The organism is Nocardia sp. NBC_00511 (genome assembly GCF_045161165.1).
In the GTDB taxonomy this organism is placed as follows: Bacteria; Actinomycetota; Actinomycetes; order Mycobacteriales; family Mycobacteriaceae; genus Nocardia.
Genome location: NZ_CP107849.1, coordinates 6,467,424 through 6,491,015 on the forward strand (window position 1 = coordinate 6,467,424; position 23,592 = coordinate 6,491,015).

The 23,592-nt window shown below is 68.1% G+C and carries 23 protein-coding genes; 12 read left to right on the top strand and 11 right to left on the bottom strand.

Annotated features, from left to right (window positions below; all coding sequences use genetic code 11):
* Positions 1 to 76 precede the first annotated feature (76 nt).
* Complete coding sequence (fbaA, locus tag OG300_RS30250) at positions 77 to 1,114, bottom strand: class II fructose-bisphosphate aldolase (protein ID WP_405486799.1); 1,038 nt, start codon at positions 1,112 to 1,114, stop codon at positions 77 to 79.
* A 224-nt stretch (positions 1,115 to 1,338) separates the two neighbouring features.
* Between fbaA and OG300_RS30255 the strand changes: the two genes are divergently transcribed.
* Together OG300_RS30255 and OG300_RS30260 are read left to right on the top strand one after the other, a co-directional pair.
* Positions 1,339 to 1,992 carry a DedA family protein gene (locus tag OG300_RS30255; RefSeq protein ID WP_405498733.1) on the top strand — a complete coding sequence of 218 codons (654 nt, stop codon included), beginning with the start codon at positions 1,339 to 1,341 and terminating at the stop codon, positions 1,990 to 1,992.
* Between the two features lie 7 nt (positions 1,993 to 1,999).
* Positions 2,000 to 2,710 (top strand): DedA family protein, encoded by a 711-nt coding sequence (locus OG300_RS30260; protein ID WP_405486801.1) that lies wholly within the window; start codon positions 2,000 to 2,002, stop codon positions 2,708 to 2,710.
* Here the strand turns inward: OG300_RS30260 and OG300_RS30265 are convergent.
* The 3 genes from OG300_RS30265 to OG300_RS30275 all read right to left on the bottom strand — a co-directional run bounded on the left by OG300_RS30265 (position 2,707) and on the right by OG300_RS30275 (position 5,452).
* Complete coding sequence (locus OG300_RS30265) at positions 2,707 to 3,849, bottom strand: glycoside hydrolase family 76 protein (protein ID WP_405486803.1); 1,143 nt, start codon at positions 3,847 to 3,849, stop codon at positions 2,707 to 2,709. The two genes, OG300_RS30260 and OG300_RS30265, sit on opposite strands and share 4 nt — an antisense overlap.
* 69 nt (positions 3,850 to 3,918) lie before the next feature.
* A complete protein-coding gene (locus OG300_RS30270) occupies positions 3,919 to 4,596 on the bottom strand; it encodes a TrmH family RNA methyltransferase (protein ID WP_405486805.1) in 678 nt (225 codons plus the stop codon).
* 22 nt (positions 4,597 to 4,618) lie between these two features.
* Positions 4,619 to 5,452: a hypothetical protein gene (locus tag OG300_RS30275; RefSeq protein ID WP_405486807.1), complete on the bottom strand. Its 834-nt coding sequence runs from the start codon at positions 5,450 to 5,452 to the stop codon at positions 4,619 to 4,621.
* A 92-nt stretch (positions 5,453 to 5,544) separates the two neighbouring features.
* On the opposite strand from OG300_RS30275, the gene OG300_RS30280 reads away from it, so the two are divergent.
* The 7 genes from OG300_RS30280 to OG300_RS30310 all read left to right on the top strand — a co-directional run bounded on the left by OG300_RS30280 (position 5,545) and on the right by OG300_RS30310 (position 11,928).
* Complete coding sequence (locus tag OG300_RS30280; RefSeq protein WP_405486809.1) at positions 5,545 to 6,936, top strand: sensor histidine kinase; 1,392 nt, start codon at positions 5,545 to 5,547, stop codon at positions 6,934 to 6,936.
* A gap of 29 nt (positions 6,937 to 6,965) precedes the next feature.
* A complete protein-coding gene (locus tag OG300_RS30285; protein WP_405498734.1) occupies positions 6,966 to 7,607 on the top strand; it encodes a LuxR C-terminal-related transcriptional regulator in 642 nt (213 codons plus the stop codon).
* Between the two features lie 40 nt (positions 7,608 to 7,647).
* Positions 7,648 to 8,250: a Uma2 family endonuclease gene (locus tag OG300_RS30290; protein WP_405486811.1), complete on the top strand. Its 603-nt coding sequence runs from the start codon at positions 7,648 to 7,650 to the stop codon at positions 8,248 to 8,250.
* A gap of 75 nt (positions 8,251 to 8,325) precedes the next feature.
* Entirely contained in the window at positions 8,326 to 8,772 is a 447-nt protein-coding gene (locus tag OG300_RS30295; RefSeq protein ID WP_405486813.1) for a hypothetical protein, read from the top strand.
* Positions 8,773 to 8,847: 75 nt separating this feature from the next.
* Positions 8,848 to 10,182, top strand: coding sequence for a purine-cytosine permease family protein (locus OG300_RS30300; RefSeq protein WP_405486815.1), 1,335 nt, complete (start codon positions 8,848 to 8,850; stop codon positions 10,180 to 10,182).
* A 4-nt stretch (positions 10,183 to 10,186) separates the two neighbouring features.
* Positions 10,187 to 11,323, top strand: coding sequence for a phosphotransferase enzyme family protein (locus OG300_RS30305; RefSeq protein ID WP_405486817.1), 1,137 nt, complete (start codon positions 10,187 to 10,189; stop codon positions 11,321 to 11,323).
* Between the two features lie 167 nt (positions 11,324 to 11,490).
* Positions 11,491 to 11,928 (top strand): hypothetical protein, encoded by a 438-nt coding sequence (locus OG300_RS30310; RefSeq protein WP_405486819.1) that lies wholly within the window; start codon positions 11,491 to 11,493, stop codon positions 11,926 to 11,928.
* Positions 11,929 to 12,011: 83 nt separating this feature from the next.
* Here the strand turns inward: OG300_RS30310 and OG300_RS30315 are convergent, their stop codons facing one another.
* The 7 genes from OG300_RS30315 to clpB form a co-directional block, all read right to left on the bottom strand.
* Entirely contained in the window at positions 12,012 to 12,701 is a 690-nt protein-coding gene (locus tag OG300_RS30315) for a lysoplasmalogenase (protein ID WP_405486821.1), read from the bottom strand.
* Between the two features lie 3 nt (positions 12,702 to 12,704).
* Positions 12,705 to 13,763 carry a beta-ketoacyl-ACP synthase 3 gene (locus tag OG300_RS30320; protein WP_405486823.1) on the bottom strand — a complete coding sequence of 353 codons (1,059 nt, stop codon included), beginning with the start codon at positions 13,761 to 13,763 and terminating at the stop codon, positions 12,705 to 12,707.
* 164 nt (positions 13,764 to 13,927) lie between these two features.
* The gene (pyrE, locus tag OG300_RS30325) at positions 13,928 to 14,473 is read right to left on the bottom strand and encodes an orotate phosphoribosyltransferase (RefSeq protein WP_405486825.1); all 546 of its coding nucleotides are present in this window, start codon (positions 14,471 to 14,473) and stop codon (positions 13,928 to 13,930) included.
* 8 nt (positions 14,474 to 14,481) lie between these two features.
* Entirely contained in the window at positions 14,482 to 15,267 is a 786-nt protein-coding gene (locus tag OG300_RS30330; protein ID WP_405486827.1) for an SDR family NAD(P)-dependent oxidoreductase, read from the bottom strand.
* 136 nt (positions 15,268 to 15,403) lie between these two features.
* Positions 15,404 to 16,489 carry a hypothetical protein gene (locus OG300_RS30335; protein WP_405486829.1) on the bottom strand — a complete coding sequence of 362 codons (1,086 nt, stop codon included), beginning with the start codon at positions 16,487 to 16,489 and terminating at the stop codon, positions 15,404 to 15,406.
* 176 nt (positions 16,490 to 16,665) lie between these two features.
* Entirely contained in the window at positions 16,666 to 17,589 is a 924-nt protein-coding gene (locus OG300_RS30340; RefSeq protein ID WP_405486831.1) for a DUF5666 domain-containing protein, read from the bottom strand.
* A 126-nt stretch (positions 17,590 to 17,715) separates the two neighbouring features.
* Positions 17,716 to 20,271 (bottom strand): ATP-dependent chaperone ClpB, encoded by a 2,556-nt coding sequence (clpB, locus tag OG300_RS30345; protein ID WP_405486833.1) that lies wholly within the window; start codon positions 20,269 to 20,271, stop codon positions 17,716 to 17,718.
* Positions 20,272 to 20,468: 197 nt separating this feature from the next.
* Between clpB and OG300_RS30350 the strand changes: the two genes are divergently transcribed.
* The 3 genes from OG300_RS30350 (at position 20,469) to OG300_RS30360 (ending at position 23,592) form a co-directional block, all read left to right on the top strand.
* Positions 20,469 to 21,446, top strand: a complete 978-nt coding sequence (locus tag OG300_RS30350; RefSeq protein ID WP_405486835.1) for an NADP-dependent oxidoreductase — start codon at positions 20,469 to 20,471, stop codon at positions 21,444 to 21,446.
* Positions 21,447 to 21,600: 154 nt separating this feature from the next.
* Positions 21,601 to 22,761: an FAD-binding oxidoreductase gene (locus OG300_RS30355; RefSeq protein WP_405486837.1), complete on the top strand. Its 1,161-nt coding sequence runs from the start codon at positions 21,601 to 21,603 to the stop codon at positions 22,759 to 22,761.
* Positions 22,762 to 22,806: 45 nt separating this feature from the next.
* Positions 22,807 to 23,592, top strand: a complete 786-nt coding sequence (locus OG300_RS30360; protein WP_405486839.1) for an FAD-binding oxidoreductase — start codon at positions 22,807 to 22,809, stop codon at positions 23,590 to 23,592.

Consider the following 23,592-nt stretch of genomic DNA (forward strand, 5'->3'; position numbering starts at 1 on the left):
ATAGAGACCGCGGCGCGCCCGCCGCTCGAAAATTGCCCGGATCGAACCGATTTCAGCACGATCCCGACCGTTGAGCTTACTTGGCGCTGATCGAACGTCCCGCCGAGTTCAGGTCGTTGCACGCTTCGAGCACGCGGGCGGCCATCGAGGTCTCCGCCTTCTTGAGGTAGCTGCGCGGGTCGTAGACCTTCTTGTTGCCGACCTCACCGTCGATCTTCAGCACGCCGTCGTAGTTGGCGAACATGTGCCCGGCGACCGGACGGGTGAAGGCGTACTGGGTGTCGGTGTCGACGTTCATCTTCACCACGCCGTAGCGCAGCGAGTCCTCGATCTCCGACTTCAGCGAGCCCGAACCGCCGTGGAAGACGAAGTCGAACGGCTGCGCGTCCGCGCCCAGACCCAGCTTGGCGGCGGCGACCCGCTGGCCCTCGGCCAGCACCTCGGGCTTGAGCACCACATTGCCCGGCTTGTAGACGCCGTGCACGTTGCCGAAGGTGGCGGCCAGCAGGTACTTGCCGTTCTCACCGGAACCCAGCGCGTCGATGGTCTTCTCGAAGTCCTCGGGCGAGGTGTAGAGCTTCTCGTTGATCTCGGCCTCGACGCCGTCCTCTTCACCGCCGACGACACCGATCTCGACCTCGAGGATGATGTTCGCCGCGTGCGCCTGCTTCAGCAGTTCCTTGGCGATTTCCAGGTTCTCGTCGATCGGGATCGCGGAACCGTCCCACATGTGCGACTGGAAAAGCGGCAGCTGACCGTTCTTCACGCGCTCGGCCGAAATGGCCAGCAGCGGACGAACGAAGGTGTCCAGCTTGTCTTTCGGGCAGTGGTCGGTGTGCAGCGCGATCGTCACGTCGTAACGCGCCGCGACCACATACGCGAACTCGGCCAGCGCGGTCGCGCCGACGACCATGTCCTTGACGCCCAGACCCGAACCGAATTCCGCACCGCCGGTGGAGAACTGGATGATGCCGTCGCTGCCCGCGTCCGCGAAGCCCTTGATGGCCGCGTTGATGGTCTCCGAAGACGTGACGTTGATCGCGGGGTACGCGAAGGAGTTCTGCTTGGCCCGAGCAATCATCTCGGCGTAGATCTCCGGAGTCGCGATGGGCACAGTGACCTCCATTGTGTGTGGCGCGTACGACAAATTCTGTCAGCTGACACGATAAGGCAGCACGTTTTCTCCTGGCCAATGGCCTCTGATACCCCACAAGTTCGTGAGGTTGCTTCGAGGTTGGGTGTGATGTCCGAGGTACCGGTACTGTGGTGGCCGTGACCTTGCTGGCCGTATCCGATGCCGTGACGACCAACGCCGCGCTGCCCGCGATCTTGGACCCCATGCACCTCCTGACGGAGACGTGGTTGTCGCACGCGGTGCTCCCGGCGATCCTCGTCATCGTTTTCATCGAGACCGGTCTGCTGTTCCCGATCCTGCCCGGCGACTCGCTGTTGTTCACTGGCGGTCTGCTGGCGGCTCAGGCGCATCCGCCGGCCGGGATGAACATCTGGTGGCTGGTGCCCGCGACGGCCTTCGTCGCCTGGCTCGGCGATCAGAGCGGCTATTGGATAGGCCGGACCATCGGGCCCGCGCTGTTCAAGAAGGAAGACACCCGCTTCTTCAAGCAGCGCTATCTCACCGAGACGCACGCCTTCTTCGAGAAGCACGGCCCCAAGACCATCGTGCTGGCCCGCTTCGTGCCCATCGTGCGCACGTTCATGCCGGTGCTGGCCGGTGTCTCGAAGATGGACTACCGCAAGTTCGCGCTGGTCGACATCATCGGCGCGGTGCTGTGGGGCGGCGGCGTCACCATCCTCGGATACTTCCTCGGCAACGTCGAATTCATTCGCAAGAACGTCGAAGCCATCTTCCTGCTCATCGTGTTGATCTCGATCCTGCCGGGCATCATCACGGTGGCGAAGAGCCTGCTGCACCGCGGATCCGTCCCCGAGCAGCCGGAGCTGGCCGCCACGGCGAACGAGCCGAACCGCTGAGCCATCGGTGTCCACCACCCCGCTAACCTTCGCCTCCGGCGGCTTCGGACCGCTGGAGACAGCCGGGCCGGTGCTGGTCTGGACGGTAGTGCTCACCTTCGTTTTCCTCGAGTGCGCGCTCATCATCGGATTGTTCCTGCCCGGTGACTCCATGCTCATCACCGCCGGTGTCGTGATGGCCTCCCAGCTCAACGGCGAGGCCCAGGTGTGGGCGCTGGCCGTCGGCACCATGATCGCCGCCATCGCGGGCAATCAGGTCGGCTATGTGGTCGGGCAGCGCACCGGGCATCACATAGTCGCGCGCAAGAACGGCAAATACATCAACACCCGGAATCTGGGCCGGGTGACGGAATTGCTGCACCGCCACGGGTTCCTGGCCGTGCTGGTGGCCCGCTGGATTCCGTGGGTGCGCACGCTGTGCCCGCTGGTGGCGGGCGCGGCCGGCATGGACCACCGCAAATACACCATCGCCTCGACCGTCGGCGCGATCATCTGGGCTCCGGTACTGCTGCTGATCGGCTACTACGCGGGCAGTTTCCTGGAGAACATCTCCTGGCTGATGCCCGTGGTGATCGGCACGCTGATCGTCGGGCTGGTGCTCGGCACGCTGCTCGGTCTGCGCCAGTACCGGGCGGAAATGGCGCGCCCCGCAGAGGATTTCGACCTCGACGGGTCGGAAGCCGCGACCGTGCCGGACGTGTGGGGACGCGGAGCCTAGAGTCCGGCGGCCGTCACCGTGTGCGCGGCCTCCATCAGTTTCCAACCCGAAAGCTGAACGGACAGATCGCGTTCCGGGCTGCGCGAGGCGCTCACCGAACCGCCCTCGAAGATGCCCGCGCCCGCGATGCCGGGCAGCCGGGCGGGCTGCCGCCAGTCCGCGCCGAACAACGGCTCCCCCTCGACGTCGAGGCGGTGCTCCCAGGCGGCGGTCGCGGACCTGCGCACGATGGTGGCGGCCTTGCGCCGGGCGTCGATGTGCACGGTCTCGTCGCCGGGCAGCATCACTGCGGCCAGCGCGACGTAGCGGATCAGGATGCCGTTGAACAGGCCGCCGTCGCCGCCACCGTCACCGGTCACGATGCCGCCCGCGGTGAGGTGCTCGTCGATGGCGTCGATCAGCCGCAGTGCGCGCTCGGTGTGGCGGGGTTCCCCGGTGTGCACGGCCAGTTCGGTTTCCAGGCCCAGCACCACGCCCTGGCAGTAGCTGTAGACCGGGGTCTCGACCTCGCCGGAGGGTAGGTGGATACCGTCGAAGATGAGACCGGTCTCCTTGTCGCGCAGGTGTTCGTCGAGCCAGTCGGCGATCTCCTGGGCGCGGCCGTAGCGACCCAGCCGGGCCATCGCGATACCGACCGGACCGTTGGCAGGGGCGTTGAAGAAGTCCGAACCCTTACGCCACGGCACCGCGCCGAACTGCGGTTCGAACCCGTTGACCAGAGCCTTCTCCAGAGCCAGCAGCGCACCGCGCACCTCGCTGACCCCCTGGGTGCGCTCGGCGCGCTCCAGAGAGATTGTCAGCCAAGCCATATCGTCGTAGTAGTTGTTGGTCCAGCCGGTGATATTGCGCATCCGCATGCCGTGCGCGATCGACCACAGCCGACGCTGCCGCGCGGGGGTCGGGGCGCGGTTCGCGGCATCCACCGCGCAGTCGACCAGGTGCGCCTGCCACCAGTAGTGCCAGAAGGCGAACAGCCGCTCCCGCTTGGTCGCGGGCCAGCCGACCACCCCCAGCTGGGTGCCCGGCACCCCCACCAACGTGCGCAGATGTCTGGAAAGGATGGCCGACTCCGCCAGATCCGCCCGCTCCGACCAGAGGGCAGCGGTCGGCTCGATATTGCGCCCGGTCCGCGAAGTCATAGGACTTATCTTGCCTGCCGGATGCCCCCGACTGTGGCCATTTTGTTACGACACTCCTGAATACCGGCGCTACCAGGCGGTCGTCAGGTCCGCGTGCTGTCGAATCCAGGCGTGCATGGCTATACCTGCGGCGACACCCGCATTGATGCTGCGGGTGGACCCGAATTGCGCGATCGAGACGGTCTGGCGGGCGGCCTGTTTGGCGGCATCGGTGACGCCCGGACCCTCCTGGCCGAACAGCAGCAGGCAGTCGCGCGGCAGCTGCGCGGTCTCGATCGGCACCGAACCGGGCACATTGTCGACCGCCACCACGGTGAGCCCGTGCGCGACCGCGAAATCCAGCAGCGCGGCGGTGTCCTCGTGATGATGGATGTGCTGATAGCGGTCGGTGACCATGGCGCCCCGGCGATTCCAGCGCTTGCGCCCGACGATGTGAACCGCGGCCGCCGCGAAGGCGTTCGCGGTCCGCACCACCGTGCCGATATTCGCGTCGTGGCCGAAGTTCTCGATGGCGACATGGAACGGGTGCCGGCGCGCGTCGATATCGGCCACGATCGCCTCCCGCCGCCAATACCGGTAGGCGTCCACCACGTTGCGGCGGTCACCGTGCGCCAGCAACTCCGGATCCAGGCGCGGGTCGGCGGGCGGCTCGGTGTCGTACTCCGCACGCCAGGGGCCCACCCCGTGCGGATGCTCACCCCATTCGGTCGGACCGGGGGTGTCATCGGCTGTCGGGGCGGAACTCACCCGGGCGATGCTAGCGGCCGCCTCAGCTGGAGGCCGCACCGATCACGGCCAGGACCACGAAGAACACCACCGCGGCGATCATGATGCCGGTCGCGACGATGCCGCAGATCCACCCCGCGGTCACCATGCCGCTGCCGCCGAGCGCGCCGTTGGACTCCTGGATCTCGCGGCGCGCCTTCGCGCCCAGCACCCAGGCCACCGGTCCGATCAACTGGCACAGCACGATGCTCAGGACGCCGAGGATCAGCACCATGATCGCCATCGGATGATCTTGGCGCGCACCGTAATACGCCTGCCCGGGGTAGTAACCGGCCGCGCCCCAGTTCTGGCCCGGCGCGGGCGGATACGGGTTCGGCGGCACGTAACCGGGTGCGCCGTAGCCCTGCTGGCCGTACGCCTGCGGTTGACCGTAGGCCTGCTGGCCGTATCCCGGCTGACCGAATTCCTGGCTCGCGCCGTAGCCCTGCGGGGCGCCGAATTCCGGTGTCGCACCGTATCCCTGCGGTGCGCCGTAGCCCGGCGGAGTGCCGTACCCCTGTGGTGTGCCGTACGGCTGCTGTCCCGCACCGAAGCCCGGCGGCAGGTCGTAGCCGCCCGGGGTTCCGGTGCCCGCGTCGTAGCCCGGTGCCGGAGTTCCGTATCCCGGCGGGGGCGCGTCGTACGCGGGTGCGGACCCGGCGCCGTACTGCGGGTAGCCCGGTGTTTCCGGTGCGGTCCCGGACTGGGCAGCGGCCGGGCTGTCCTGCACGCTGCCGGGGTTCTTCTCCAGCGACGGCCCGCCCGACGGCTGACCGTCCTCGGGCTTGGGCTTGTCGTCCTCCGGCTTCGGGCCGGCGCCCGGCAGGTCGTAGGTCATGGCGTCGATGCTAGGGGGTGGTGCTGGCTACACCCCGGATTTCCGGGCCCGCACCATCGCCCGCGCACCCACCCGACCGCCACGATGTAGGCATGACCGAGACGGCCGTTCCACCCCATATCGCGCCCGATTCGACGGGTTCACCGCACGGCGCGACTCCGGCACAGTCCGCGCTCGGCGGGCTGCGCGTCTTCCTCGCGACCCCGTTCCGAGCCCGGACCTGGAAGGAATTCGGTTATCTGCTGGCCGTTTTCGCGCTGGGCCTGGTCGCGACCGTCTACCTGTTCGCGGGTTTCGGTGGCGCGCTGTACCTTTCGATCCTGGTGATCGGTGTCCCGGTACTGGCGACGGTGCTGCTGGGCGGACGGGTCTGGGGCCGCGTCTATCGCTGGCTGGCCCGGGCGCTGCTCGATACCGTGCTGCCCGAGCCGCCGCCGTTCGTGGCCGCGCCGGGCCCGATCGGCTGGCTGCGCAGCGTTTTCACCGATCGCGCCAGCTGGCGGGCGCTGGCCTTCCTGCTGTTCGAGTTCGTGCTCGGCGTGGTGCTCGGCTACACGGTGCTGATCGTGGTCGCGGTCACCGTCCTGGTCGCCGTCTCCCCGATCGTGTGGGCGGTGTTCAACCCGACCAATGTGGATTCGCACGGCGTCGCCCACCATTCGATGATGCAGTTCGGCGACGTCTACGTCGAAACCTGGCCGCGGGTGCTGGGTGTCGCGATCGTCGGGATCCTCGGCTGCTTCCTGCTGCCGTGGCTGGTCCATGGCGTCTGCCTGCTGCATCGGGCGCTGTCGTACTGGCTGCTCACCCCGACCGCCCGCGACCGCAGGGTGGCCGAATTGCAGGAGAGCCGTCGCGCCGTGGTCGACGATTCCACCGCCACCCTGCGCCGCCTGGAACGGGACCTGCACGACGGCACCCAGGCCCGGCTGGTCAGCATCGCGATGATGCTGGGCCGCGCCGAGGAACGGATGGTGGTCGGCGACGACGCCATCGAACTGGTGACGCAGGCCCGCATCGGTTCCAAGGAGGCGCTGACCGAACTGCGGGAACTGGTGCGCGGCATTCACCCGCCCGCACTGGATCTCGGGCTGGGACCGGCGCTGGAAACCCTGGCGGCGCGGTGCGCGATCCCGGTGGAGCTGCGGGTGGTGTTGCCGGTGCGGCCGAGTCCGGCCATCGAGACCATCGCCTACTTCTCGGTTGCCGAGCTGCTCACCAATGTGGTGAAACACGCTGGTGCGGAACGGATCTGGGTGGCGGTGCTGCCGTCGGGTGCGGACCTGCTGGCGGTCAGCGTGCGCGACAACGGTCAGGGCGGTGCACTGCAACCCACCGAGGTTTCGGGGGAAACCGTTGTGGTGGGCGGTCTTTCGGGACTGGCGGCACGGGCGCGCTCGGTGGACGGGTCGCTGCTGGTGGACAGTCCGGTGGGCGGTCCGACCGTGGTCACCCTGCTGCTGCCGATCGCGGGCCCGCGATGATCGGGGGCATGGACACGACGGATCGACCGCTGCGCGTGGTGATCGCGGAGGACAATGCCATCCTGCGCGACGGGCTCACCGCGCTGCTGGCGGAACGCGGGTTCGAAATCGCCGCCGCCGTCGGCGATCCGACCGGTCTGCACGCGGCGGTCGCCGAACATGTGCCGGATGTCGCCGTGGTCGACGTCCGGATGCCGCCCAGCTTCACCGACGAGGGTCTGCTGGCCGCGCTCGCCCTGCGCCGCTCACATCCGAGCACCGGCGTGCTGGTGTTCTCGCAGTGGATCGAAACCCGCTACGCCACCGAGCTACTGGCCTCCGGCGCGAGCGGCGTCGGCTACCTGCTCAAGGACCGGGTCGCCGATATCGGCGACTTCGTCGACGCCCTGCACCGGGTCGCCACCGGCGGCACCGCGCTGGATCCCGAGGTGGTCAGCCAGCTGATGGGCGCTGCCCGGCAACAGGATTCACTGGCCCGGCTGACCCCGCGCGAACGCGAGGTGCTCGAATCCATGGCCCAGGGCCTGTCCAATTCGGCCATCGCGCAGGCACTGACGGTGAGCGAGCGGGCTGTGGAAAAACACATCGGCAATATCTTCAGCAAGCTCGAACTGCCGCCGTCGGATTCGCATCACCGGCGAGTCCTGGCCGTTTTGCGGTTGAAGGGTTGAAACGTCGCTGCGTAGTTGCCGAGCGTGGAAGACTGGGTCCATGCCTGCGTCGAGTTCCGCGGAATTGCTGAAATCGGTTGCGTATTGGCCGAATCATCTGATCACCCTGGCCGAGTGGTCGCTGCTGCCGGAGAACAATCGGCACTGCCGCGAACTCGTGGACGGGGTGCTGCTGGTGGCGCCGCAGCCGCCGCGGCATCAACTCGCGGTGTGGCGCTTGGCCGCTCAGCTGGAGCCGGCGCTGCCGCGGCGGGTGGCCGCCATGGCGCGCATCGAATTGATCATCGACGACGGCACGCCGCCGACCGTGCGGGTGCCGGATGTGCTGGTGGTGGGCGGTGACGCAGGGGCCGACCACGCCACCCGGGTGCGGCCGCCGGATGTGCTGGCCGCCATCGAGATCGTGTCGCCGGGTTCGCGACGCACCGATCGGGTGATGAAGTTCGCGGAGTACGCGGAGGCCGGCATCGCGCACTACTGGCTGCTGGACATCGAGGCGACGTCGCGGCTCACCGTGTATCGGCTGCGGCACCAGACCTACGAACCGAACGGTGTGTACACCGGCCGGGTCACCCTCGATCTGGACGGCCTACCCCTGCCCCTCGACCTCGACGCGCTGACCGCGCTACGAACCCCAGCCTGACCTCGACCGATACCGCCACCCCGCACCGCATTCGGGACTATCCTGGAGTTCCGGCAGCCGTGGTTGGAGGGTGTCATGGACCACGCGCGCATTGCCCGCACCGTGCTCGGCGTGACCGCCGCATACCTCTTGGCCCTCGGCCTCTGGCTGGGCTGGCTGATGCCGCTCACCCCACCCGGAACCGTCCCCGTCCAGGTGATCACCCTGGTCGGACTCTTCGGCACCTTCGCCGGACTGGGCATGCTGCTCGCCCAGCGCCCCACCCGTTCCGACCGCCGCCTGCGCCGCCGCGGCCTCGAGGGCTGGGCCAATATCGAAGGCGTGCATCCACTCCAGCGCACCGACCACTGCACCGAGATCACCGCCCTCGACCTCGAACTGGTGGTGCCGGGCTCGGAAACCTATTACGGCAGCATCGTCTTCGACGTGGAACCGGTGGTGAAGCCGAGAATCGCGGTGGGCGGCACGATTTCGATCCGCGTCGACCCGCACAACCGCGACCGCATCATCCTGTGCCTGTGACCTCGTGAGATATATGCATCGGGCAACAGGGCTGGCTGCCCGATTCGCCCCATCCTGGTCGTAGCATCGGACACCATGACGATCGCCGACAAACCGGACCACCAGGAAGCGCCGCTGGTGCTCGACACCGCGCCGCCACGCACCCTCGGGTTCACCGATCAGGCGGCGTTCTGGCTGAACCTGGGCGTCAGCCTGATCGGCTTCAGCGGTGCGGCCGTGGTGCTGCTGCCCGCCGGACAGACCCTGCCGCTGCCCATCGCGGGCGCCCTGCTGGCCACCGTGCTCGGCACCGTCCTCGGCGCGGCCATGGTCGCCGGACCCGGCGCGGTCGGCACCCTCACCGGCGCACCCGCCATGGCGGTGCTGCGCGGACTGTTCGGCACCAAGCTCTCCTACCTGCCGACCGCCGCGAACATCGTGCAGTGCATCGGCTGGGGCGTGTACGAGCTGACCGTCATCGCGCTGGGTGTCTCCGCGCTCACCCATGACAAGGTCCCGCACTGGATCGTCATCGTGGCCGCGGGCATCCTGTCCACCACCATGGCCATCTGGCCGTTGAGCTCGGTGCGCGCACTGCGCAAGTACGTGTCGGCGGCGGTCGCCATCGCCATGCTCTACTTCACGGTTCAGCTACTGCGCCAACCGATTCCGGCGCAACCGCAGACCAGCTGGAGCGGCTTCTGGCCCGCCGTCGACTCGGCGCTCGCGGTGTCGATCTCGTTCGTGCCGCTGGCCGCCGACTACACCCGGCACTCCCGCTCCGCCAAGACCGCCGCCGGGGCCACCGTCACCGGCTACTCGATCGCGCAGATCTGGTGCTATCTGCTGGGCATCATCGCCATCCTGCAATCGGGCGGCGACTCCGGCAAGATCTTCGACTCGTTCCTCGGTGTGACCGCGGGCTGGCTGTTCTTCGCGGTCCTGGTGCTGCGCGAATCGGATCAGTCCTTCGCCAACATCTACTCGACCGCCATGTCGATCCAGAACCTGCTGCCGCGCGTCGACCGCCGACTGCTGGCCGGGCTGGTCGGGCTCGCGGTCACGCTGCTGGCGCTGCCGGTGCACGACTTCACCAGCTACGCCAACTTCCTGGTGCTGATCGGCTCGGTGTTCGTGCCGCTGTGCGCGGTGCTCATCGTCGACTACTTCTTCGGGCGCGGCCGCCGCGGCTGGGACCTCACCCAGCATTCCCCCGCCCGGCCGCTCATGCTGCTGCCGTGGGCCATCGGATTCGTCACCTACCAGCTGTTCAATCCGGGCTCCATCAGCTGGTGGACGAAATTCTGGACCGACGCGCAGGACACCCTGCACGTGCATCCGGGCTGGTGGTCGTCGGCCTCGCTGTTCTCGTTCCTGATCGCCGCGGCGGTGACCGCGCTCCTGGTGTCCGTGCAGCGGCAGCGAGCCTGACCCGGTGACCGCCGGGGCGGATCGAGTGTTCGGCATGGGGCACGACGCCCTGGTCGAACCCGATTGGCCACCCCTGACAGCCGCCGAGGCGAGTGCGGCGGTCGGCGTGGAAACCGTTGCGGGACATACCGATGCCGCCGGGCGCGCGGTCATCGAATGGCGCAGTCCGCGACCGCTCTCGGCGACCGCGCGGGTCCGGCTGCCCGACGGCCGCGCGGTCATCGTCAAACGCCTCCCCCGCGCCCTGCGCGACGCCGAAGCCCTGAGCGAGGAACACGGCTTCATGGATCACCTACGCGCCCGCGGCATTCCGATCCCCGCCGTACCGCGCACCCTCGAACGCGGCGAATTCACCTACGAGGTGCAGGAATTCGGCGGCGGCGTCGACGAATACGCGGGCGTCTTCTCCTGGACCCCCTACCGTTCGCTCGACGACGCCGCAGCGGCTGGGAGGATGCTCGCCCGCCTGCACCTCGCCGCCGCCGGATACGACGCACCGGCCCGCCGACCCCGCCCACTGCTCGCGGGCCTCGCCCTGTTCGCCGCCACGGATCCGCTTGCCGCGATACAGGTTCGCGCCGAACAGCGCCCCGCGCTCGGCGGGTTCCTCGCCGCCCGCGACTGGCGCGGCGACGTCACGCGCGTTCAACTCCCCGCCGCCGAGCGACTGCGTCCGCTGCTCGCCGAGCTGGAACCGCTGTGGACACACAACGATTGGCACGGCACCAACCTGCTGTGGCGTGACCGCGAGGTCTCGACCGTCATCGACTTCGGCCTCTGCGACCGCACCACCGCGGTCCACGATCTCGCCATCGCCGTCGAACGCTGTGCCGTGGACTGGATTTCGATTCGCGACGGCGGACCCGCGCGGATACGCACCGATCAGGTGCGCGCACTCGTATCGGCATACGAATCGGTACGCCCCTTGACCATTCCCGAACGAAATGCATTGCCGGCATTGATTCCACTCGCCCATTGCGAGTACGAACTCTCCGAGATCGACTACTTTCTCGGCGTCATCCCCGGCGGGAATGAGAAGAACGCCGAAATCGCCTATGCCGACTACTTCCTCGGCCACACCGCCTGGTGGGAAGAATCCGCCGGTGGACGCGACCTTTTGACCGCGATCTCCGCGCACTGACCGGAGACGGTGGCGGCGAACACAATTCCGCTTTCACCGAATAGCAGGGAACAGACTTGATTCGGTGAGAGCTTTCGGATAGAACTTGTTCCGTTGCATTGGCAACTCGAAACGTTTTGCACGCCATCTGAGTTCAGCGTGCGGGGGCCTGGAGGACAGGAAAAATCATGCGTAACACCATTGGGAAGTTCGGCCGTAAGGCTCTCGTCGCGGCGATGCCGCTGGCCGTCGCCGCCATGTTCGCGAGCTCGGGCACCGCTTCCGCGGCCGCGCCCGTCGCCGCCCAGCAGCCGGTCGCCATCGTCCAGACCATCGCCGATGCCGCCGTCACCCCGGACGCGCCCGCCGCCCCGGAATCCGCGCAGCCGGTTGCGCTGCAGGACATCACCACCAATCCCAATGCCGCCAACCATGATCCGCTGGGTAATGGCGCGGCCGCCGGCGCCATTGTCGGCGCGGCGTTCGGCGCCGTGGTGTGCGGTGTGACCATCATCGGAATTCCGCTCATCCCGCTGTGCATGCTCGGCCCGGCCTTCCAGGGCGCGCTGGTCGGCCTGATCGTCGGCGCGGTGGCCCCGGATGTCATTCCGCAGGTCCTGCCCTGATCCCTCGGGGATAAACGAACAACGAGATCCGGCAGTCGAATCCAATTCGGCTGCCGGATCTCGTTTCGGAGCAGGAGAACTCGTTATCCGCGGTGTGCTCGCGGATCCGCGAGCAGATACTGCGCGGCCGCATACGTCCCGAGAATGACGCCCTCGGTGACCCGCCGCGACTTCTCGCCGCGCGCGAAAATTCGCCGCAGCACGATCAATCCGTCGGACAGCGTGAACAGCAATGCGCCGACCGCCAACCGGCTGCGCGGATCCGAGTTCGGAATGTTCACGCCCGCGATGTTCTTCGCGTCCCGGGCCAGCCCAGGATCGGACGCCAGCGTCGCCGCGGTGCCCAGGGTCGCACCGTAGACGGTGAGCGGCAGCGCCACACTCGGCGCCTTGAACCGCATCAGCGTCGCCGCACCCAGCCAGGCCGCCACCCGAGGGCCGGCGATCTGCGCGCGCGGCCGACCGCCGCGCCGGAACCACAGCCACGAGTACCCGGTCTGCATGACCGCGAAAGACGAAGCGCCCGTGATCAATCGGCGATCGTCGTCCGGGTCGATGAGCAGCACGTCGCCGACGGTCGCCGCAGCCAGCGCACCCAGCAGCACGGCGCGATCGGCCGGATCCAGGTCCCTACCGTTGACCGCCACATCGGCGGCCAGCAGCGGCATCAGCAGCGGCTTCGCGGCCCACTGGAGTTTCTCGCGACCGGTGACCGCGCCGAACACCGTCAGCGCGGCGGCACCGGCGAACGCGGCGCGAAAGAGGTTGGGCATGAATCAGAACGACGGCTCGGCCGGGGCCGGGGGCAGCACCGCGACCTGACCCGCGTAGGACAGGCCCGCGCCGAAGCCGAGCAGCAGCGCCAGCTGGCCACCCTTGGCCTTACCGGTCACCAGCATCTCCTCCATCGCCAGCGGGATGGAGGCGGCGGAGGTGTTGCCGGTGTTCTCGATGTCGTTGGCCATCGGAATGTCCTCGGCGAGACCGAGATTCTTCTTCATCAGCTCGTTGATGCGGGCATTGGCCTGATGCGGGATGAACACCTCGATGTCCTCCTTGGCCACCCCCGACAGCTCGATGGCGCTGGAGAGCGCGCGCGGCAGCGTGACCGCGGCCCAGCGGAAGACCTTGGGGCCCTCCATGTGCAGCGACATCCGGCCGACCGCCTCGACCGCCGGGTCGGTGCCCTGCAGGCGCTGCGCCTTGTTCATGAATTCCAGGAAGTCGACGTCCTGCGCGATGGCTTCGGCGTTCTCGCCGTCGGAGCCCCACACGGTCGGCGAGATGCCGTTCTCCTCGGCGGGTCCGACCACGACCGCGCCCGCGCCGTCACCGAAGATCATGGCGGTGCCGCGATCCTTCGGGTCGAGGCCGACGGTCATCGTCTCCGCGCCGATGATCAGGATGTATTCGGCCGAGCCGGAACGGATCATGTCCGCCGCGACACCCAGGCCGTAACCGAAACCGCCGCAGCCGGAGACCAGGTCGAAGGCCGGGACGCCGTTCATGCCGAGGTCGGCGGCGACGCTGGGCGCGCCGTGCGGGGTGAGCTTGAGCCAGCTGGAGCTGGCCAGGATCAGCGCGCCGATCTTGGACCGGTCGATGCCGGTGTTCTTCAGCGCCCGCTCGCCCGCCGCGACCGCCATGCTGCGCAGCGTCTCGTCGCCGGAGATCCAGCGGCGGTTACGAATTCCGGTGCGTTCGAAGATCCACTCGGGGGTGGAGTCGAGGACCTCGCACACGTCGGCATTGCTGACGACGCGCTGCGGACGATAGGCACCGATGCCGAGCATCGCAATATTCGAATGACCCTTGTTGATTGCAATGCTCACCACTGGTGACTCACACGACCCTTCACAACACCATTGTCGGACGTAAGACCAGGACACAGGCTAACCCAGAGCAAGGGTTCAGCACAGAGCCAAGTCGGGTTAACCCGAGAGTAAGGACATTTGTCCCGAGACCTGCTGTGTTCCCGGTCTCGGGACCCGCTGCGGTGTCAGCTCAGCGACAGGTCTTTCAACCCGAGAATCGACCGATATTCCAGACCTTCACCGGCGATGACCTGGTCGGCCCCGGTCTCCCGGTCGACAACGGTGGCCACGCCGACCACGATCGCCCCGGCCTCGCGCAGCGCGCGCACCGCGGTCACCGGCGAGTTGCCCGTGGTGGTGGTGTCCTCGACCACCAGCACCCGCTTGCCCACGATGTCGGGGCCCTCGATCTGGCGCTGCATGCCGTGCGTCTTGGCCGCCTTGCGGACCACGAAGGCATCGACCGGACGGCCGGGCGCGTGCATCACGGCCGCCGCGACCGGGTCCGCGCCCATGGTCAGCCCGCCCACCGCGTCGAAGTCCCAGTCCGCGACCAGTTCGCGTAGCAGCTTGCCGATCAGCGGCGCCGCCTCGTGGTGCAGGGTGGCCCGGCGCAGGTCCACGTAGTAGTCGGCTTCCTTGCCCGAGGAGAGCGTGACCCGGCCGTGTACGACGGCGAGGTCGCGCACGAGTCCGGCGAGTCTGTCCCGGTCGGTAGTCGTTACCTGCATTGCTGTGTCTATGTCCTTCCGCGTGCGTTGAACAAGCCCCGGTTGAGGCGGGCCGCCAGGGAGCGTGGGATCAGTCCGGCGACCGCGACGATCGCCTTGTACTGCATGCCGGGCACGCTGATCACCCGGTCTCTTTCCAGATCACGCAGCGAACCGGCCACCACCTCGTCCACGCTCAACCACAGCGGCCGCGGCAGCGAGGCCATGTCGATCCCGGCTCGCCGATGAAATTCGGTGCGAACGAATCCCGGGCACAAGGCCTGCACCCGGACTCCGGTTCCGGCCAGCGCGCCCGCCAGCCCTTCCGAGAAGGATACGACGTACGACTTGGAGGCCGAATAGGTCGAACCCCTACCGGGTATCAAACCGGCCGTACTGGCCACGTTCACCACCGTGCCCTTGGCGGCGTGCACCATGGTCGGCAGCGCCGCGCGGGTGAGTTCCACGACGGCGCTGACATTGACTTCCAGCTGGTTGTGCAGGGCATCGGGTTCCAGCGTCCAGAACTCGCCCGTCATCCCGAATCCCGCGTTGTTGACCAGGAATTCGACGCCCTCGGACAATCGCGCGACCACCCGGTCGCGTTCGTGCGGGCGAGCCAGATCCGCGGGCAGCACCTCCGCCCGGGCGCCGAAACGCACCTGGGTCTCGTGTGCCAGCGCGGCCAGCCGATCCTCGTCCCGCGCCACCAGCACCAGGTCGTAGCCCAGTGCCGCCAGCCGCAGCGCGTAGGCCTGGCCGATGCCGGAGGTCGGGCCGGTGACCATGGCCACCGGTGGAGAGCTCGCGGTCATCCGGAATCGCCTATCAGTCGCACGACAGGGAACCGGTCGGCGATGACCGAGATTGCGCCACCATTCTGGTGCCTGGCGGCTGCGCGCGGAGGGATTACCCGCATAAAAATGCCTCGGCGATCCTCCGCGCGGCGAGTCACCGGGGAGCGGGTCCCTGGTAGGGCCGGAACCCCGGATGGAACGGACCGCCGGGCGGGGCGCTGCGACCCTGATCCTTGCGCCAGCCCTCCTCGGGCTCCCGATCGGATTCGGGGTCCTCGTCCTGCCAGTCCTGGTCGTCGTCGCGGGGCGCGTCCTCGCCGTCGAAATCCCGGTCGCCCTCGGCGGCGGGCGGCCAGTTGCGGCGCGGGCGGTTGCGCGGGTCGGGCACGACTTTCAGTGCGGGACGCCAGCTTTCGGATTCGTCACCGGATTCGGCGGCCCCGGCGATATCGCCGACCAGCGGGGATTCGTAGTCGTCGACGTCGGGGCGGGGGCGCGGCGGCAGGTCCGGCCGCGCCAGTTCGTCGTCGGCGTAGTCGCCGTATTCGTCGTGGCCGTCGTAGCCGTCGTCCTCGGGCATCGGACGCGAGCGCCCGGGCTCGGGCAGTTCGTCGCGGCCGCGCTCGGAGTTGATGACCGGCGGCAGCACGTGCAGCAGACCCGAGAGTCGCAGCACCGCGTCGATGGCCATCTCCCAATCCTTGGAGACCGACCCGACCGGCAGCATGCCCAGGGTCCAGTTGCCCTCGGACCACAACTGCTGCACCTGATCCGGCAGCGACTCGATGAACGCCACCATCCGCTGATCGACCGCGTGCCGCGCGATGTCCGGGTTGGTCGCGAACACCACCCGGTCGCCGATCGCGCCGAGCAGTTCCAGGTCGTGATCCTTGGGTGGCGCAGCCGTTTTCAGCCGCAGGTCGATATCGATGTCCGAGCCGATCTGCCGGCGCACCGCGACCAGGGTGGCGGCGTCCTCCAGATCGAAGAGCACGAACTTCTCGCCCTTGCGGTTACCGGAGACCACGTCCACGGCGGACAGGTAGCCGAGTTTGGCCAGGGCGCCGCGCCGCCAGGTGGAGGCCAGCGCGGGCTCCACCGAAACATAGGTGTAGCCCTGGGTTTTCGCCCAGACCTGCCGCACGTGCCCGGTGCGCTGCCGTTGCAGCCGATCGAAATAGAGCAGCACGATCGCACCCACGAGTGCGATCGCCGCCAGCCCGAACCATATCGCCGTCATCGCCGCCTACCCTGTGTTATTTGCCCTACGCTTCGCTTCGGGCGGTTCGCGGCGCCCAAGTCACGATTCTTCACTCCTCCGGTCAGTCGCTGCGCTCCCTCCCTCCGTCGCTGCAGAATCGTGACGCGCCGCGAACATGACGGTGCTGGATTTCGTGATTCATTGTGGCGCATAGGTTATCGAGGTCCGCTCGGGAGGGAGGTGCTGAAGATCAGCTTGGCTTGGACTGAGCCGTCGGCGTTCTTGTCGCCCTGAACCATAACGACTTCTCCGACAGGCAGATCCGCGACCTTGCTACTGCCGAGGGAGATCACCTGGGTCTTGGCATCCGTCTTCACGGTGAGCGAGCCGCCGGAGAGGGTGGTGATGGTCAGCGTGGTGCCGTCGTTGGTGGCGATGGTGCCCATGTTCGCGCCCAGCTGATCCATGTCGCCGAGGCCGGGGATGGTGGGGATGCCACCCGGTAGTTGCTGGACCGTGCTGTTTCCGCTGGGGAACACGAAGCCGGTGGTGGTCGTGCCCGAGGCCGTGTTGTCCGACGAATTCTTGTTCGCCACCAGGGTTCCGATCAGCACGCCCGCGATCGCGACGACCACGACGGCGGCGATGCCCAGCACGACCCAGAGGGTGGTGTTGCGCTTGGGCGGCGGCGGGGTGGGGTTCTGTGGGAAACCGGCGGGCTGATATCCGCCCGGTCCACCGGGACTACCGGGTGCGCCTTGTCCGGGATAACCGGGTGCGCCCTGCTGCGGGTAGCCGGGTGCGCCCTGGGGCGGATAGCCCGGTGCCGCATAGCTACTCGTGGGTGGATATCCGGTGGCGGGCGTGTAGGTCGGCGGCTGCTCGTAGCCGCCGCCGGTCTCGTAGCCGCCCCACTGGGCATCGGCGGGCGGCATCACGCGGGTCGCGTTGGGGCCGGGCGGTTGCCCGAAGTACTCGGTCGGATCGGCCGCACCCGGTTCGCCGGGCCCGTAGGCCATGGGTTGGTCCGAGGGGTGGCCGCTGCCGGAGGGGTGGCCACCCGGCCCGACCTTTTCGGTCGGCCCGTCGTCCGGACCCTGCTCCGGCCGCCGTGACCACGGATCGCTCGGATTTGTCATGCCCTCCAGCGTAGGCGGCCTGCCCCCTTCGAGCCGCGAACTCGACCGGACGGTCCCTTTAGCGGCGTGCCCCCGCCGAGCCGGAGCTCGACGGGGGCACGATTCGATCCGCGATCGAGGCGCAGGTCAGCGGCCGACGATCAGGGTGTCGCCGTCCGGGCTGACGTTCACCTTCACGGTGTCGCCGTCCTGCACCTCGCCCGCCAGCAGTTCCTTGGCGAGGGTGTCGCCGATGGCCTGCTGGATGAGGCGGCGCACCGGGCGCGCGCCGTAGGCCGGGTCGTAGCCGCGCACGGCCAGCCAGAAGGTGGCCGAGTCGGACACGTCCAGCTTCAGGCGACGGTGGGCGAGCCGCTTCTGCAGTTGCGCCAACTGGATGTCGACGATCTGCTCCAACTGCTCCTCGTCGAGCGGGTGGAACATGACGACGTCGTCGAGCCGGTTGAGGAACTCCGGCTTGAACGCCGTGCGCACCGCGCTCATAACCCGGTCCTTGTCGCCGCCCGCACCCAGATTGGAGGTCAGGATGAGGATGGTGTTGCGGAAGTCGACGGTGCGGCCCTGGCTGTCGGTGAGGCGACCTTCGTCGAGCACCTGCAGCAGGATGTCGAACACGTCCGGGTGCGCCTTCTCGACCTCGTCGAACAGCACCACCGTGTACGGCCGCCTGCGGACCGCCTCGGTGAGCTGACCGCCCTGGTCGTAGCCGACGTAGCCGGGGGGCGCGCCGACCAGGCGGGCCACCGAGTGCTTCTCGGAGTACTCGCTCATGTCGATGCGGACCATGGCGCGTTCATCGTCGAACAGGAAGTCCGCCAACGCCTTCGCCAGTTCGGTCTTGCCGACGCCGGTGGGGCCGACGAACATGAACGACCCGGTGGGCCGGTTCGGGTCGGCGACTCCGGCGCGCGCCCGGCGCACCGCGTCCGACACCGCCTGCACGGCGTCCTGCTGGCCGACGACCCGGTTGCCCAGTTCGTCCTCCATGCGCAGCAGCTTCTGGGTCTCGCCCTCGAGCATGCGGCCGACGGGGACGCCGGTCCACGCGGACACCACCTCGGCGATGTCGTCGGGTCCGACCTCCTCCTTGAGCATGACGTCACCGTCCGCGGAGGTCTTCGCCCGGGCTTCGGCTTCGCCGAGTTCCTTCTCCAGCTTGGGGATTCGCCCGTAGCGCAGTTCGGCGGCCGTGTTGTAGTCGCCGTCGCGTTCGGCCCGTTCGGATTCGCCCTTGAGCGATTCCAGCTGTTCCTTGAGTTCGCTGACCGCGTCGATGGCCTGCTTCTCGTTCTGCCAGCGGGTCATCAGCTGGTTGAGCTTCTCGCGGTCGTCGGCGAGTTCGGCGCGCAGCTTCTCCAGGCGCTGCTTGGACGCCTCGTCGGTCTCCTTGGCGAGCGCCACCTCCTCGATCTCGAGGCGGCGCACGACGCGTTCGATCTCGTCGATTTCCACTGGGCGGGAATCGATTTCCATCCGCAGCCGGGACGCGGCCTCGTCGACCAGGTCGATGGCCTTGTCCGGCAGGAACCGGGAGGTGATGTAGCGGTCGGACAGGGCGGCGGCGGCCACCAGCGCGGAGTCGGTGATGCGCACGTGGTGGTGCACCTCGTAGCGATCCTTGAGCCCGCGCAGGATGCCGACGGTGTCCTCGACCGACGGTTCGCCGACCAGCACCTGCTGGAAGCGGCGTTCCAGGGCGGCGTCCTTCTCGATGTACTGCCGGTATTCGTCGAGCGTGGTCGCGCCGACGAGGCGCAGTTCGCCGCGGGCCAGCATGGGCTTGATCATGTTGCCCGCGTCCATGGCGGATTCGCCGGTCGCACCCGCGCCCACGATCGTGTGCAGTTCGTCGATGAACGTGATGATCTGTCCCGCAGAGGATTTGATCTCCTCCAGCACGGCCTTCAACCGCTCCTCGAATTCGCCGCGGTACTTCGCGCCGGCGACCATCGCGCCCAGGTCGAGCGAGACGAGCTTCTTGCCGCGCAAGGATTCCGGGACGTCACCGGCGATGATGCGCTGGGCCAGGCCCTCGACGATGGCGGTCTTGCCGACGCCGGGTTCGCCGATGAGCACCGGGTTGTTCTTGGTGCGGCGGCTCAAAACCTGTACCACGCGCCGGATTTCGGTGTCGCGGCCGATGACCGGGTCGAGTTTGCCGTCGCGGGCGGCGGCGGTGAGGTCGGTGGAGTACTTCTCCAGCGCCTGGTAGGAGCCCTCCGGGTCGGCGGTGGTGACGCGGGTGGTGCCGCGCACGGCGGTGAAGGCCTCGCGCAGCGCGTCGGCGGTCGCACCGTACTTCAGCAGTAGTTGCGACACGTCCGAATCCCCGGCGGCCAGGCCGACCATGAGGTGTTCGGTGGAGACATATTCGTCGCCCATCTCGGTGGCCAGTCGCTGCGACGCGGTGACCGCGGCCAGCGCCTCGCGCCCGAGGTTGGGGGTGGTGGTGGCGCCGGAGGCCCGCGGCAGCCGGTCCACGATGTCCTGGGCCTCGCGCCGGACCGTGGCCGGATCGGTGCCGACGGCCTTGAGCAAGGGTGCGGCGATGCCGTCGGTCTGATCCAGCAACGCCACCAGCAAGTGCGCCGGACGGATCTCCGGGTTACCGGCGGCGGACGCCGCCTGCAGTGCGGCGGTCAGGGCCGCCTGGGTCTTGGTGGTGGGATTGAACGAGTCCACAGTCACCTTCCTACTAGTCGATTACTCGGTCCAACGCGGGAGGAGTTGAGTCTGTTCCGCTCAAGTCTGACTAGTTTTCGGCACCGGTACCAGAGCCGAATGGCCTCTGTCACGCTACGCGTACAGTTGGCCCCATTCGTTGACGCATCACACCAGCTCATCCGTGTCAGACCACTCTCGGACCGTGAAGGAGCACCATGCGCGCGATCGTCGTCCGTGAATTCGGCGGTAAGCCCGAAGCAGCGGAGATGCCCGTCCCGGCGCCCGGCCCGGGTCAGGTGCAGATCCAGTTGGAGGCGGCCGGGGTGAACCCGGTGGATCAGCGCATCATCGACGGATTTCTGGATGGCGTGGTCCCCCATGACTTTCCGATGATTCCCGGAGTGGACGGCGCGGGCACCATCAGCGGGATCGGCGTGGGTGTGGAGGGTTTCGGTATCGGTGATCGGGTGGTCGGCAAGTTCCTGGTCCCGCCGCTCGGGCACGGCACCTTCGCGGAGTACATCGTGGTCCCGTGCGACGGCACGCTGGCCAAACTGCCCGACGAGGTGACCGCCATCCGGGCCGCCGCCCTGCCCACCGCGGGCCTGACCGCACTGGATCTGCTGCGGGCCGCCGAGGTGAGCAAGGAGCAGCGGGTCCTGGTGATCGGCGCGTCCGGCGGGGTCGGGTCGTATCTGGTGCAGCTGGCCGCGCTGGCGGGCGCGCACGTGCTGGCGACCGCGCGCCCCGACGACACCGACCGGATGATCCGGCTGGGCGCGAGCGAGGTGGTGAACTACGGGCGAATCACCGTCACCGATTCGCCCACGCACGCCGAGCAGTCCGAGTTGTCGATAGCCGACGCGGTGCGGACCACCCATCCCGGTGGTATCGACATCCTCTTCGATCTGGTCAGCGCGGCCCCCGGTTTCGCCGTCAACGCGAGCCTGGTGCGCTCGGGCGGCGCGGCGTTCTCGACCATCGGCTCGGCCGACGAGACGGAGCTGAAGGCCCGCGACATTCGCGGCGGAAACCTCGAATCCCACGGTGGCGCAGCCGAATTGCGGGAGTTGCTGGCGCTTGTCGGCAATGCCGATCTGATGGTCCCGATCAGCGCCATGCCGCCGCTGGCGGAGGCTGTCACCGTGCTCGGCGCCCCGGGTGCGCGCGGCAAGACCGTGCTGGTTATCTGAACCCCGGGTTCGCCTCACACCTCCCAGCGGCTTGCAAATCGGTCACCCTCCGCTATATCCGTGCGACCACCAGCTTTTAAGGGATACTTGACGCGGAGGACCGCCTGACACCAGGCGTTCCGGGGTAGTACCACAGGAAGGAAAGCTCGACGTCGTGGATGCGCGTTCTGCAGCGCTGGTCCGCGCAAACTTTCGGACAGTCGTCGAAGCCCCGCAGGGGCCCGAACGGCTGATCAGCGCGTTCTACGGCCATCTTTTCGCGGAGATACCCGCACTGCGGGAGCTGTTCCCGTCGGCCATGGACATGCAGCCCAAACGGTTGGTCACGGCGATCATGTTCGTGCTCGACAATCTGGAGAACTGGGATCGCGCGCAGCGCTTCCTGGAACAGCTGGCGCGCGATCACCGCAAGTACGGCGTGGAGGCGGCCCACTACGACATCGCCGGCCGGGCGCTGCTCTCGGCGTTCCGCAGCTACAACGGCACGGCGCACTGGAGCCGGCAGCTGGAGGCGGGCTGGCGCGATGTCACCATCCTGATCTCGGCGTCCATGGCGATCGGCGCGAACTCCGATAAGTCGCAACCCTATTGGGAGGCGACGGTGGTCGGGCACCGCCGCGTGGTGGACGATCTGGCCATCGTGCGCCTGCAGACCGATACGCCGATCCCGTATCAGGCCGGGCAGTACGTGCCGATCGCGATCCCGCAGCGGCCCAAGATGTGGCGCTACCTGTCCCCCGCGATCCCCACCAATCCGTACGGGGAGATCGAGTTCCATGTCCGCAAGGTCCGCACCGGCTGGGTGAGTCCGGCCATCGTGAACGAGACCGCGGTCGGCGACCGGTGGATGATCGCGGCCCCGCTGGGTGGCCTGCACGTGGATCTGGGTGGCCGCAAGGATGTGCTGATGATCGGTTCCGGTACCGGGATCGCCCCGCTGCGCGCCCAGTTGATCGAGATGGGGCGGCGCGGCATCAATCCGCGCGTGCACCTGTTCATGGGCGGCCGCTACCCGTGCGACCTCTACGACGTCGACAATATGTGGCAGCTCTCGCAGTCCAATCCGTGGCTCACCGTGATTCCGGTGTGCGAGAACGAGACCAACCCGTGGTGGCATCCGTATCCGCCCACCGACCCGCCGTTCGGCATGCACCGGCGGTTGATCGGTAACCTCGGTGCGGTGGTGGCCAGTTTCGGCGCGTGGACCGATCGGCAGATCCAGATCGCGGGTTCGGCCCGGATGATCGCCGACACCAAGCGCGCCCTGCTGGCGGTCGGCACGCCGGAGTGGGCCATCGACTCGGATCCGGTGTGAGGCAAGTACTTTCGAAGCTGGTGCGGCGATGATCAGGAGTGTGCGGTGACCCTCGGCCCCGACGAGACCGGTGAACTCGCGCTCGGCGCGCAGACGGAGTGGACGGCGACGGTGGTGGGGGCGCACCGGTTGCGCGAGGACACCACCGTGGTGCGGCTGATCGGCGAGTTCGTGCCGTTCGCGGCGGGCCAGTCGGTGGAGGTGCGCACCCCGCAGCATCCGAACATGGTGCGCCGCATGTATTCCGCGCTGCCGCCGTCGCTGGACGGCAAGCTGGAGTTCCATGTCCGCACGGTGCCGGGCGGCTGGTGCAGCGGTTCCATCGTGTCGGATTCGCGGCCCGGTGACGAGTGGCGAATCAGCGCGCCCGCGGGCTGGCTGACGGTGGAGCCGGACGTGACCGCCCTGGTGATGATCGCCGACAGCATCGGGCTGGCCCCGATGCGCGCACTGCTGCTGGACATTTCGCGCCGTCCCGAGCCGCCGACCACCCATCTGTTCGTGGGCGCGCGCTTCCCGCGCGACCTCTACGCCTCGGACATGCTGTCGCTGCTGACCGGTGAATTGCCCTGGCTCACCGTGGTTCCCGTGGTCCACGACGAGTACGACCCGGATCGTCCCGACCCCTGGTACGAGCAGTGCCGTAACGACATCGGCTTCCGCCCCGAGGAAATGATGCCGGGCACCATCGCCGACATCCCGGACCGCTTCGGCCCGCTGGACCACCAGCAGATCCTGGTCTGCGGTGCGGCGGCCCAGGTCCGCAACACCATCGACCAGCTGGTGGCCATCGGCGCACCCGCCGAAGCCATTCGCTACGAAGGCTTTTGA

Coding starts and splice junctions, on each gene's coding strand:
- OG300_RS30255 (WP_405498733.1), top strand. CDS start 1,339: ATGCACCTCCTGACGGAGACGTGGTTGTCGCACGCGGTGCTCCCGGCG.
- OG300_RS30265 (WP_405486803.1), bottom strand. CDS start 3,849: ATGACTTCGCGGACCGGGCGCAATATCGAGCCGACCGCTGCCCTCTGG.
- OG300_RS30275 (WP_405486807.1), bottom strand. CDS start 5,452: ATGACCTACGACCTGCCGGGCGCCGGCCCGAAGCCGGAGGACGACAAG.
- OG300_RS30280 (WP_405486809.1), top strand. CDS start 5,545: ATGACCGAGACGGCCGTTCCACCCCATATCGCGCCCGATTCGACGGGT.
- OG300_RS30290 (WP_405486811.1), top strand. CDS start 7,648: ATGCCTGCGTCGAGTTCCGCGGAATTGCTGAAATCGGTTGCGTATTGG.
- OG300_RS30295 (WP_405486813.1), top strand. CDS start 8,326: ATGGACCACGCGCGCATTGCCCGCACCGTGCTCGGCGTGACCGCCGCA.
- OG300_RS30300 (WP_405486815.1), top strand. CDS start 8,848: ATGACGATCGCCGACAAACCGGACCACCAGGAAGCGCCGCTGGTGCTC.
- OG300_RS30310 (WP_405486819.1), top strand. CDS start 11,491: ATGCGTAACACCATTGGGAAGTTCGGCCGTAAGGCTCTCGTCGCGGCG.
- OG300_RS30315 (WP_405486821.1), bottom strand. CDS start 12,701: ATGCCCAACCTCTTTCGCGCCGCGTTCGCCGGTGCCGCCGCGCTGACG.
- pyrE (WP_405486825.1), bottom strand. CDS start 14,473: ATGCAGGTAACGACTACCGACCGGGACAGACTCGCCGGACTCGTGCGC.
- OG300_RS30330 (WP_405486827.1), bottom strand. CDS start 15,267: ATGACCGCGAGCTCTCCACCGGTGGCCATGGTCACCGGCCCGACCTCC.
- OG300_RS30335 (WP_405486829.1), bottom strand. CDS start 16,489: ATGACGGCGATATGGTTCGGGCTGGCGGCGATCGCACTCGTGGGTGCG.
- OG300_RS30340 (WP_405486831.1), bottom strand. CDS start 17,589: ATGACAAATCCGAGCGATCCGTGGTCACGGCGGCCGGAGCAGGGTCCG.
- OG300_RS30350 (WP_405486835.1), top strand. CDS start 20,469: ATGCGCGCGATCGTCGTCCGTGAATTCGGCGGTAAGCCCGAAGCAGCG.